Raw genomic sequence first — 11,618 nt, 5'->3', positions numbered from 1 at the left:
TCTTTTCTCGATCCGATTTCCTCGGTGCTTTCCAGGTTCCCGCTCTCGCGTTTCCCTTTCCGGCGGTTCCGACTCTATCAGATCCTTTCGGCGTCTGATTCCCAGTCAGAGGGTTGTCTTCCCGGCGCTTCGGCCGTTCCGACGTCTCAAACCTTAGCGGATCCGTCCGGCAGTTCCTAATCGAGCCGCCGACCCCCATTCGAATTGAATTCGGGCATGCCGAATTGCAACCCCGTGGGGAGATCATGCTTGTGATGTGAGGTGCCGCTACAGCGGCTGGAGTGTCGCCGAAGAACCGTTCCGGCTCCCCGACAACCCGAAGAACTCTACACACCCCACAGAGGGTCGTCAAGCGCCCCTTGTCAAGATCTTTTAGGGGCGCCCGTCAGCGTCTCAGTCCAGGTCGCTGAGCCGGCCGCCGGCGTCCGGCTGGGCGTGCTCCACGCGGCGCAGCAGCCTCGTGAGGACCTCGCCGAGGGCCGTGCGCTCCTGCGGAGAGAGGTCCTGGAGCAGGTCCTCCTCGAAGACCGTGGCAAGGCGCATCGCCTCCAGCCACTTCTCCCTCCCCTCCGGCGTCAGCTCCACGATGACGCGCACGCGGTTGGACTCGTCCCGTTCCCGGGTCACCAGCCCCTCGCCGACCATGCGGTCGATCCGGTGGGTCATCGCGGCCGGTGTGAGGCCGAGGCGCTTGGCGAGGTCGCTGGGGCCGAGCCGGTAGGGGGCGCCGGAGAGGACGAGGGCCTTGAGGACCTCCCACTCCGCGTTGCTGATGCCCAGGTCGGCGGTCTGACGGCCGTAGGCGACGTTCATGCGGCGGTTGAGCCGGGAGAGCGCCGAGACGATCTTCTCGACCTGGGGGTCGAGGTCCTGGAACTCGCGCTGGTAGGCGGCGATCTGCTCTTCGAGGGTCGGCTCAGTGGTGCCGGTGGGCTCGGCCATGGCCGCAGTATCGCACGCGGCGACTTCGCCTCGAAGTCCTTCGGAATATACTCTTCAGGTTCGAAGTTTAGCTTTGAAGTCTTCAGATCTAACTAGTGAGAGAGGTGAACGTGACCAGGGCACAGGGCGCCGCGATGCGCCGGATCCACGTGGGCAACGCACTCAGCGCGTTCGGGCTCGGCTTCACCGTCCCCTACCTGTACGTCTACGTGGCGCAGGTGCGGGGGCTGGGGGCCATGACGGCGGGGCTGGTCCTCGCGGTGTTCGCCATGGCCGCGCTGATCGTGCTGCCGTTCGCCGGTCGGGTGATCGTGCGGCGGGGTCCACTGCCGGTCCTGCTCGCCGCCCTCGTCACCGCTGCCCTCGGCGCCCTGAGTTTGGGGCTGGCCGGCAGCGCCGCCACGGTTCTGGCCTCGGCCGCCGCGCTGGGGGCGGGGCAGGCCGTGATGCAGCCGGCGCTGGCGACGGTGATCGTGGACTGCTCGACCACCGAGACACGCTCGCGCGCGTTCGCGACCCAGTTCTTCCTGCAGAACCTGGGGCTGGGCGTCGGTGGGCTCATCGGGGGGCATCTCATCGACACCACGCGTGTCTCTTCCTTCACGCTGCTCTTCGCGATCGAGGCGGCGATGTTCCTGCTGCTGGTCGCGGTGATGGCGACCGTGCGGGTGCCGTCCGCGCCGCGGGTCGGGGACGCGCCCCGGCGGTCCGTCAGGGGCAGCTGGCGGCAGCTGCTCGGCAACCGGGCGATGGTGCAGCTGTGCGTCCTGGGCTTCGTGTTGTTCTTCGCCTGCTACGGGCAGTTCGAGTCCGGGCTGAGCGCGTACGGCGTCGAAGCCGTCGGCATCTCGCCCTCCGCGCTGGGGAGCGCGCTGGCCGCCAACACGGCGATGATCGTCGTCGCGCAGTTCGCCGTGCTGAGGTTCGTCGAGCGGCAGAAGCGGTCCCGGGTGATCGCGGCCGTGGGGCTGATCTGGGCGGTGGCGTGGGTCGTGGCCGGGTATGCCGGGCTCGGGCATGGCAGCCGGGAGATGGCGACGGCCGCGTTCGTGTCGACGTACGCGCTGTTCGGGCTGGGTGAGGCGATGCTGTCGCCGACGGTCGCGCCGCTGGTGGCCGATCTGGCGCCGAGCGGGATGGCCGGTCAGTACAACTCGGCCTTCGCTCTGGTGAAGCAGCTGGCGCTGGCCGTCGGGCCGGCGGTGGGCGGGCCGCTGGGGGCCTCGCTGCACGGGCCGTACATCGTGACGTTCCTGCTGTTCTCGGTGGGGATCACCTACCTCGCCGTACGGCTCGGGCGGCAGCTGACCGCCGTACAGGATCAGCCGTGGCTGGCGCGCAGTCGGGTCGTGGCCAAGGGCGGGGCTGCTGTGGAGCCCGTCGCCGCGGAGGCATAGGGACCCGCTGATGCGGCCGTCGTTCCGGGAGGAACGGCGGCCGCCTTCGTGTGATCAGCGGACCGCGGTCACCAATGTTGCGGTGAAGGGGAACGTCGTGGTGCCTTCGGGGAGATGGGCACGGATCGTGTCGGCGGCTCGTGTGAGGGCCTGTTCACCTCCGGCTTCGGTGAGCGCCTGGCCCCAGGGGATCGCGGAGAGATGGCCGGGGATGTAGTCCTCCAGTGGGGGGAGCTCGATGGCGAAGGTCAGTGTGTGGCTGGTGGTGTCGTGGAAGCCCGCTCGGGTCAGGGCCGTCGGCAGGCGGTCCGCGGTGGTGGCGAAGGCCGCCCTGAAATCGGCGGCCTTCTCCGGGGGGCCGTACTGTTCGACGGCCCTTTGGTGGGCGACGAAGTACGGGGAGTCGTCGAGGTGGGACCAGACCGTGGCGGCGAAGCGGCCTCCGGGGCGGGTGACGCGGGCCGTTTCGCGCAGGGCCGCGTCGAGGTCGGGGAAGAACTGGGCACCCTGCTGGCAGAGGACGGCGTCGAAGGTCGCGTCGGCGTAGGGGAGGTCGTCGGCGGGGGCGGGGGTGAACTCGATGTCCGGGTAGAGGCGGGGGTGGCACGCCGTGGCGATCTTGAGCATGCCCTCGTTGAGGTCCACGCCGGCGACCCGGCCGGTGGGACCCGCCTGGGCGGCCGCGGCACGGGCCACGAAGCCGGTGCCGCAGGCGAGGTCGAGGACGGTGGCGCCGGGGTAGAGGTCCGCGGCGTCCACGAGTGCGGTGACGAAGGGCGCCATGAGGGGCGCGACGTAGTGTTCGTAGCGCTCGGGGGCGCTTCCCTTGAGGTCGAAGCCCGTTGCGTCTGCCATGGGGAGCTAGTAGCACCCGGGGGCGTGTTCGCCTAGGTGCTACGCGCGGGGGAATGGGTTTTCGGGTTCTCTTTCAGTCGGTCGGCTTGGGCAGGACGAACTCGCACCACACCGCTTTTCCACCGCCGGGTGTGCGTCTGCTGCCCCAGTGGGAGGCGATCGTCGCGACGATGGCGATGCCCCGGCCGGACTCGTCGCCCGGTTCGGCGCGGCGTCGGCGCGGCAGGTGGTCGTCGCCGTCGGTGACCTCGATGATCAGTCGGCGGTCGGTGCGGCGCAGGCGCAGCCGCATGGGCGGGGTGCCGTGCTGGAGGGAGTTGGCGACGAGTTCACTGGTGGCGAGGACGCCGAGGTCGTGCAGGTCGGCGGGGAAGCGCCAGCTGGTGAGGACGCCGGAGGCGAAGGCACGCGCGCGTGGGGCCGCTTCGACGCCGCCGAGGAGTTCCAGGGCGGCGTTGCGGAAGAGTTCGCTGTCGGCGCCGGTGCGGGCGGGGTGCTGGAGGACCAGGACGGCGACGTCGTCGTCGTGGTCGGCGGTGACGCCGGCCGAGCGGACCAGGCGGTCGCAGACGACCTGCGGGGTGCCGGTGGCGCCGGACAGGGCGCGTTCGAGGGCGGCGATGCCCTCGTCCAGGTCCTCGTTGCGGCGCTCGACCAGGCCGTCGGTGTAGAGGACGGCGGTGGAGCCGGGGCCGAGGGCGATGGAGCCGGAGGCGTGGATCCAGCCGCCGGTGCCCAGGGGCGGACCGGTGGGTTCGTCCGCGCGCTGGACCTGGCCGCTGTCGTCGCGGACCAGGATGGGGAGGTGGCCGGCGGAGGCGTACACCAGCCGTCCCTCGTTGGGGTCGTGGACGGCGTACACGCAGGTGGCGATCTGGTTGGCGTCGATCTCGGTGGCGAGGCCGTCGAGGAGTTGGAGGACCTCGTGCGGGGGGAGATCGAGGCGGGCGTAGGCGCGTACGGCCGTGCGGAGCTGGCCCATGACGGCGGCGGCGCGGACCCCTCGGCCCATGACGTCGCCGATGACCAGGGCGGTGCGGCCGCCGCCGAGGGTGATGACGTCGTACCAGTCGCCGCCGACGGCGGCCTCGGTGCCGCCGGGCTGATAGGTGGCGGCGATCCGCAGGTCGTCCGGTTGTTCGAGCTCCTGGGGCAGGAGGGAGCGCTGGAGGGTGACGGCGGTCTCGCGCTGGCGGCGCTCGCTGGCTCTGAGGCGTTCGGCGGCCTCGGCGTGGTCGGTGACGTCGGTGGCGAAGATCAGTACCGCGCCCTCGCCGTTGTCCTCGGCGGCCGGGGTGCAGGTGAAGGTGTAGTGGCGGCCGTCGGGGGCCTTGCGGGACTTCAGGGTGCGGGATTTGCCGCTGCGCAGGGCCTGGTCGAGGAGGGGCATGAGGCCGAGGTCGCGGAGTTCGGGGAGGGCCTCGGCGGCGGGTTCGCCGCAGGGGCGGACGCCGAAGGCCGCCGTGTAGGCGTCGTTGACGTAGGCGAGGCGGTGGTCGTGGCCGTGGACGAGGGCGACGAGGGCCGGGACGCGGTCGAGGACCTCACGGACCGGGAGTTCGTCGACGGCGGGCACGGGGGACGGCTCGTCGGTCAGTTGTTCGGCGCGGGCCGCGGGTACGGAGCGCTCGCTCCGCCGGTCCGTGGTGGTGACCGTGTGCTCGGCCCGCGCGGCGGCGCGGCGCTGAGTTCCGGGGAGCCGGGCGCTCCAGCGCGTGAAGTTCACGAATCCTTGCCTCGTGTAGTCGTCGTCGGCCGGCTCCGGGCCCGGCCTGGGCTCCGGGGCCGCGCGGCGGTGGCCGCATTGTCGCAGCACCCGGGGTGTGGAGCACGTGGGGACAGCCCCGTGGGTTTCGCGGGGGCGGGTGGTGGCCCGCCGGGCTCGGGAGGGGTTTTTGGGCAGGGAGCAGTCTGGCAGTGTGGCCGCCGTCCGGGTCGGCATTCGTCAGACGTGGGGGCGGCCGGGGGAGTTCCTGGATCCGGTCAGGACGACCCCTTCGGGTCGTCGGAAGACTCGCCAGAAGGCTTTCCACCGGCAGCCAGTTCGAACTCGGCGCGGGGATGTTCGAGGGATCCCAGGGAGACGATCTCCCGTTTGAAGAGCCCGGAGAGGGTCCATTCGGCGAGTACGCGCGCCTTGCGGTTGAAGGTGGGCACGCGGCTGAGGTGGTACGCGCGGTGCATGAACCAGGCGGGGTAGCCCTTGAGCCTGCGTCCGTAGACCTGGGCCACGCCCTTGTGGAACCCGAGTGAGGCGACCGAGCCGGCGTACTGGTGCGAGTACGTCTGGAGGGGTTCGCCGCGCAGGGAACGCGCGATGTTGTCGGCGAGGACCTTGGCCTGGCGGACGGCGTGCTGGGCGTTGGGGGCGGTCTCCTTGCCGGGTTCGCCGGCCGTGACGTCGGGGACGGAGGCGGCGTCGCCGGCCGCCCACGCGTGCGTGACGCCGTCGAGCGTCAGCTGGGGGGTGCATTTCAGCCGACCTCGTTCGGTGAGGGGGAGGTCGGTGGCGGCGAGCAGCGGGTGGGGTTTGACGCCGGCGGTCCACACGACCGTACGGGTCGGGAAGCGGGCGCCGTCGCTGAGGACGGCGGTGCGGTCGGCGCAGGATTCCAGCCGGGTGTTCAGGCGTACGTCGATGTTGCGGCGCCGCAGCTCACTGACGGTGTAGCGGCCCATGTCCTCGCCGACCTCGGGCAGGATCCGGCCGGAGGCCTCGACCAGGATCCACTTCATGTCCTCGGGTTTGACGTTGTGGTAGTAGCGCGTGGTGTAGCGGGCCATGTCCTCCAGCTCGCCGAGCGCCTCCACGCCCGCATAGCCGCCGCCGACGAAGACGAAGGTGAGGGCGGCGTCGCGGATGGCGGGGTCGCGGGTGGAGGAGGCGATGTCCATCTGTTCGATGACGTGGTTGCGCAGCCCGATGGCCTCCTCGACGGTTTTGAAGCCGATGGCGTAGTCGGCGAGACCGGGGATGGGGAGCGTGCGGGAGACGGAACCGGGAGCGAGGACGAGTTCGTCGTACGTCAGCTGCTGGGGTCCGGTGCCCTCCTCCTCGGTGGCGAGGGTGGTGAGGGTGGCGGTGCGTTTGGCGTGGTCGATGGCGGTGACCTCGCCGACGACGACCCGGCAGTGCGGCAGGACGCGGCGCAGGGGGACGACGACGTGACGTGGGGAGACGGCGCCGGCGGCCGCCTCGGGAAGGAACGGCTGATAGGTCATGTACGGGTCGGGGGTGACGACGGTGATCTCGGCCTCGCCCCGGCCGAGTTCCTGTTTCAGCTTCCGCTGGAGCCGCAGGGCCGTGTACATCCCGACGTAGCCGCCGCCGACAACGAGAATGCGCGCACGTTCCTTCACCATCCCATGACGCACCCGACATCGGATTTTGTCCACAGCCCCGACCATTTGTGTGACCGCGCGTCGCGTGGGCGCGGGGTTGGCCGAAACACCGGCGTGCGAGGCAGGTGCGCAGGTCAGACGGTGTGCGCCGGGGTGCGGGAAGGGGTGCAATCGGGACGTATACGACCCGTACTCCGATCGGGGGGCGCTCCGTGCGGAACCTGCCCCTTCTGAATTGACAGCGTCTCAACTATGTTCGTGTCGACGGGGTGTCAGGGGGAAGCGCGCTCTGCGGGTCTGCGAGGGCCGGTCCGGGGAAGCGGTCCCCTGGTTCGATGCGCCCCGGAATTCGATGGCGGGGAAAGTCTCCGGGGGGAGACGTCATTACCGGGGGATCATTCATGCATATTCAGGACACGCATTGGTCGTCCGCCTCCGCTCTGGCACATGGCGGCGGCGTGAGCGCGGCGGTGGGCAACGGACGCGGGGACGGCCCGCGGACCGCGCCGCTGCGCGTGGACGCACAGCGCAATCTGGAGCACGTCCTGCGGGCGGCGCGCGAGGTCTTCGGCGAGCTGGGATACGGCGCGCCGATGGAGGACGTGGCGCGGCGCGCGCGGGTGGGTGTGGGGACCGTGTACCGGCGGTTCCCGAGCAAGGACGTTCTGGTGCGGCGGATAGCCGAGGAGGAGACCTCCCGGCTGACCGATCAGGCACGTGCGGCGCTCGGTCAGGAGGACGAGCCGTGGTCGGCGCTGTCGCGCTTCCTGCGGACCTCGGTGGCGTCCGGCGCGGGCCGGCTGCTGCCGCCGCAGGTGCTGCGCGTCGGGGCCTTCGCGGAGGACGACTCCGAGGGCTCGGCGGCCGACGAGGTGCGGGTGCCGCAGCAGCGGACCCAGCCGGGCGGCGGCGAGCTGCGGCTGGTCGCCGAGGACGGTACGTCGACGGGCGCCTCGGTGGGCTCCGTGGCCTCCGTGACCTCCATGGGCGACGACACCGGCGCGGCGGCGCTGCTCGAGGTCGTGGGCCAACTCGTGGAGCGGGCGCGGGCGGCGGGTGAGCTGCGGGCGGACGTGTCGGTGTCGGACGTCCTGCTGGTGATCGCGACGGCGGCGCCCTCGCTGCCGGACCCGGCCCAGCAGGCGGCGGCTTCGGCTCGGCTGCTGGACATCCTGCTGGAGGGGCTGCGGTCGCGGCCCTCTTCGTGAGGGGCGGGCCGCGGAGCCGCGCCCGGTCGTTCCGGGCATCTCGGCTCCGCGGCCCAACTCTTCGCTTCTGGAAGGGCGAGGCAGCCTTCCCCGTACGACTGACACCTGGCGCCGATGTGCGAAAGGCGTGCTCGGACGAGTGGATGATCGTCCGGCCCGATCCTGGACGAAAGCCGACAGGGCAGTCTGAGCCGTGGTGAGTGTTGCCGGGCGGGTACGGGGGCGGGGCGAACGCGCCGGCGGTTCGGCGGAGGGTTCCCGACGCCGTGCGCCGCTGCGCCCGCGCCTGCTGCCGGGACACCCACACCACTGGGCCGAGTCGGCGTTCACCTCCTCGTGGGGCGCGGGGCGGGCGGGGGCGCGGCGGCCGGCGCCTGGTGGGACGGGTGGGCGTGTACGGCCTCGGTGAGCTCCGCCAGGACGTCGGTCACCGTGAGGTGGCTGCCCCGGGAGCGCTCGGCCGCGTAGCGCTCGGCGCCCAGGGCACGACGGGCGGCGGCCTCGGTCTCCTCGGCGCACGAGTGCTGGAGGGCGGCACGGGCGTGGGGGCCGCGGACGCGGTCGGCCGCCGCCAGCAGCCTCGCCGCGCGCGGGAAGTCGCCGAGCCGGGCGAGTTGCTCCACCGCGCCCTCCACGACCGCTGAGACGACCGCCTCGGCGCACTGGTCGGCCAGTGCCCGGCGCAGGGTCTCCGCGAACATCGGCAGGGCGCGCTCGGGCCCGGACTCCAGAGCCGTGACACCCGCGTCGAGCATGTTCAGCGCCGCCAGGAACTGAGGGGGCGGAGTGCCCCGCCGTGTCACCCGGATGGTCGCGTCGCACAGCTCGCGCGCGTGGGCCGTGTCGCCCTCGCCCAGCGCGATGTGGGCCCGCAGCAGGGTGACGAACGCGCGGGCGTCCACCACCCCGTGGCGGTCGGCGGCCGCGGTCGCCGCGTCCAGGGCGGTCAGGGCGCCCTCGGTGTCGCCCGAGCGGTAGGCGATCTCCGCGAGCCGGGCCATGAGGAACGGCGACTCGGCGTACGCACCGACCTCGTAGGCGAGCCGCAGTGCTTCCCGGTACTCCCCCTCCGCCTCCGCGAACCGGCCGCGCGCCATCTCCGCCTCGCCGGCCGCGCTGCACACCTGGGCGCGCATCCAGCGGTCGCCGACCCGCCGGCTGATCGCGCGCAGCTCCACCAGGTCGTCGTCGACGTCGGCCAGTCCACCGGGCGAGTCGACGACGATGTGCGCGCGGAACATCAGAACGCAGCCCAGCTCCCAGTCACCGCCGTACTCACGGCAGTTGGCGACCGCCTCGTGAATGATGCGGCGGGCGTCGACCACCCCCGGCAGTTGGAACGCCGTCACCGGCCAGAGCAGCCCCGGCATCCGAGCCGCCTGCGGGCCGCCCTGCTCGAAGCCGGCCCGCAGGCGAAGGAGGTAGGCCCGGTAGCGGGGGTCGCTCTCCACGTCCCTGGGCTCCGACTCGGAGACGAGGAAGACGTGCAGCATCCGCAGGTTCATCCGCTGCACGTAGCGCGGCTGGTCCGCCTCTCCGGCGGGTTCGGCGAGGAACGCGTCGACGGGGTCCAGAGCGGCCATGCGGGTGGTGAGGTCGGCGGGGACCTTGACGGAGCGGCAGGTGAAGGTGGCTTCCCCGGTGGGTGTGTGCGGGATGTCCGGCGCCGGGGCCGGGGGTTCGTCCAGGGCCGCGCCCAGGCGCAGGGTGCGGTCGGTCCAGGCGGCGCCCTCCTGGCGGTGGTTGCGCAGCCACCAGAACCAGCCCATGGCGAGGCAGAGGGCGGCGGCCTCCTCCTCGTCGGCCGTGGTGATCGCGCGCTGGATCGCCACCCGGATGTTGTCCAGTTCGGTCTCCAGGCGGGCGATCCACGGGAGTTGCTCGGCGGAGCGGAGCAGGGGGTCGGCCCGCTCGACCAGGGCGCGCACCCACGCGCGGTGCCGCCGCTCGGCCGCCTCGCGCGCGTGCGGGAACTCGGCGGCGCGCTCGACGGCGTACTCGTGAATCGTCTCCAGCATGCGGTAGCGCATGCCGTCGCCGCCGTCTCCCTCGTAGGGGGTGGCCACCACCAGGGACTTGTCGACGAGCGCTCCGACGAGGTCGGCGACCGGGCCGGTGCACACGACCTCGGCGGCCTCGAGGTCCCAGCCGCCCGCGAAGACGGACAACTCCCGCAGCAGGGTCCGCTCCGGTTCGTCGAGCAGGTCCCAGGACCAGTCGACGACGGCGCGCAGGGTCTGCTGGCGGGGCAGGGCGGTGCGGCTGCCGGAGGTGAGGAGGCGGAAGCGGTCGTCCAGGCGGTCGGCGATCTGACGGGGGGTGAGCAGCCGGAGGCGGGCGGCGGCCAGCTCGATGGCCAGGGGCAGGCCGTCGAGCCGTCGGCAGATCTCCCTGACCGCCTCCTCGTCCCTGCCCCGAAGGGCGTCGGCCGCGTCGGGACGGACGGCGGCGGCGCGCTCCGTGAAGAGGCGGTGCGCCTGGTCGGGGAGGAGGGGCTCGACCGGGCGGACCGACTCGCCGGGGACGCCCAGGGGTTCACGGCTGGTGGCGAGGACCGTGAGCCGTGGGCAGCGGGTGAGGAGGGTCTCGGCGAGGGCGGCGGCCGCGCCGATGACGTGTTCGCAGTTGTCAAGGATCAGGAGCTGGCTGCGCGGGGCGCAGTACTCGACGAGCAGGGCGACCGGGTCGTCGTGCGGGGTCGCCAGGTCGGTGGCCATCAGGGCGGTCTCGCGCAGACCGAGGGCGCTGACCACCGCGCCCGGTACCGCCTCCGGCCGGTCGAGCGGCGCCAGCTCGACGAGCCATGCCTGGGGGAGCCCGGCGGCGGCTTCCTCGGCGAGGCGGGTCTTTCCTGAGCCGCCCGGTCCGGTGAGAGTGACGAGGCGGGCCCTGTGCAAGGTGGAACGGATGGCGTCGAGCTCGGGTTCCCGGCCCACGAACGAGGTGAGGCGCGGACGGATGTTGCCGTTGCGTTCGGGGGGTCCGGGTGGGGTGAGGGGGCGTCTCGACCCGTGCTCGGGGCGGTTCAGGAGTTCGGCGTGGAGGGCGCGCAGGTCGGGGCCGGGGTCCGCGCCGAGGGCGTCGGCGAGGGTGCGGCGGGCGGTCTCGTACGCGGCCAGGGCGTCGGCGTCACGGCCCGTGTCGCGCAGGGCGCGGATGAGGAGGGCGTGGAGGGGTTCGTCGTACGGATGGGCGGCGGTGAGTTCTCTGAGGCGGGGTACGACTTCGCGGGCGCGGCCGAGGAGGAGGTCGGCCTCGGCTCGGGCGCGGGTGGCTTCGAGGTGGAGGGCCTCGGGGCGGGTGGCGGGGGTGCGGTCGGGGAGGTCGGCGAGGGCGGGGCCGCGCCAGAGGGCGAGGGCGGTGTCCAGGGTGCGGGCGGCGGTGTGCGGGTCGCCGTCCTGGTGGAGGGCGGTGGTGGCCTGGCGTACGAGGCGTTCGAACACGTGGAGGTCGACGTCGTCCGCGGTCGCGGTGAGGCGGTAGCCGCCGGGGGTGGAGGCGATGCTGTCCTTGCCGAGGGTGCGGCGGAGCCGGCCGATCAGGGCCTGGAGGGCGGCGTGGGCGTCCTGGGGTGGGGTGTCGGGCCACACCTCGTCGATGAGGGTTTCGGGGGGTGTGGGGGTGCCCGGGCGGAGGGCGAGGGCGGTGAGGAGGGCGCGGAGGCGGGGGCCGGGGACGGGTATGGGGGTGCCCTGGTCGTCCTCGGTCTGGGTGACGCCCAGGATTCTGTACCGCACCGGGTCATTGTCGCTGGGGGGTGGCGTGAGCGGGGCAGGTTTTCGGCGTGCGAGGGGTGGGCCGGTGCGGAGTGGGCCGGTGGCCGTCGGTTTCGGGTGGGCGGAGTCGGCGCCGGGCGGGGCGGGGTCGCTTGTGA

General features: G+C 72.5%; 7 protein-coding genes. 2 read left to right on the top strand and 5 right to left on the bottom strand.

Annotated features, from left to right (window positions below; genetic code table 11):
• Window positions 1-393 precede the first annotated feature (393 nt).
• Entirely contained in the window at window positions 394-942 is a 549-nt protein-coding gene (locus tag ACIBVL_RS14360) for a MarR family winged helix-turn-helix transcriptional regulator (RefSeq protein WP_399097157.1), read from the bottom strand.
• Between the two features lie 134 nt (window positions 943-1,076).
• Here ACIBVL_RS14360 and ACIBVL_RS14355 point away from each other — a divergent pair, with 134 nt between their 5' ends.
• On the top strand, window positions 1,077-2,339 hold the full coding sequence (locus ACIBVL_RS14355; RefSeq protein WP_399097259.1) for an MFS transporter: 1,263 nt from the start codon (window positions 1,077-1,079) through the stop codon (window positions 2,337-2,339).
• A gap of 54 nt (window positions 2,340-2,393) precedes the next feature.
• Here ACIBVL_RS14355 and ACIBVL_RS14350 read toward each other — a convergent pair whose 3' ends face one another.
• The 3 genes from ACIBVL_RS14350 to ACIBVL_RS14340 all read right to left on the bottom strand — a co-directional run bounded on the left by ACIBVL_RS14350 (window position 2,394) and on the right by ACIBVL_RS14340 (window position 6,557).
• A complete protein-coding gene (locus ACIBVL_RS14350; protein ID WP_399097154.1) occupies window positions 2,394-3,194 on the bottom strand; it encodes a class I SAM-dependent methyltransferase in 801 nt (266 codons plus the stop codon).
• Window positions 3,195-3,267: 73 nt separating this feature from the next.
• Window positions 3,268-4,920, bottom strand: a complete 1,653-nt coding sequence (locus ACIBVL_RS14345; RefSeq protein ID WP_399097151.1) for a SpoIIE family protein phosphatase — start codon at window positions 4,918-4,920, stop codon at window positions 3,268-3,270.
• 257 nt (window positions 4,921-5,177) lie between these two features.
• Window positions 5,178-6,557 (bottom strand): NAD(P)/FAD-dependent oxidoreductase, encoded by a 1,380-nt coding sequence (locus tag ACIBVL_RS14340; RefSeq protein WP_399097148.1) that lies wholly within the window; start codon window positions 6,555-6,557, stop codon window positions 5,178-5,180.
• 380 nt (window positions 6,558-6,937) lie between these two features.
• Between ACIBVL_RS14340 and ACIBVL_RS14335 the strand changes: the two genes are divergently transcribed.
• The gene (locus ACIBVL_RS14335) at window positions 6,938-7,744 is read left to right on the top strand and encodes a TetR/AcrR family transcriptional regulator (protein ID WP_399097145.1); all 807 of its coding nucleotides are present in this window, start codon (window positions 6,938-6,940) and stop codon (window positions 7,742-7,744) included.
• 326 nt (window positions 7,745-8,070) lie between these two features.
• On the opposite strand, the gene ACIBVL_RS14330 is transcribed toward ACIBVL_RS14335, so the two are convergent.
• Window positions 8,071-11,481, bottom strand: coding sequence for a BTAD domain-containing putative transcriptional regulator (locus ACIBVL_RS14330; protein WP_399097142.1), 3,411 nt, complete (start codon window positions 11,479-11,481; stop codon window positions 8,071-8,073).
• Window positions 11,482-11,618 lie beyond the last annotated feature (137 nt).

This window comes from Streptomyces sp. NPDC049687, assembly GCF_044465285.1.
GTDB lineage: Bacteria > Actinomycetota > Actinomycetes > Streptomycetales > Streptomycetaceae > Streptomyces.
The sequence above is the reverse complement of the archived record's forward strand: the minus strand, read 5'-3'. Positions and strand labels throughout refer to the sequence as shown.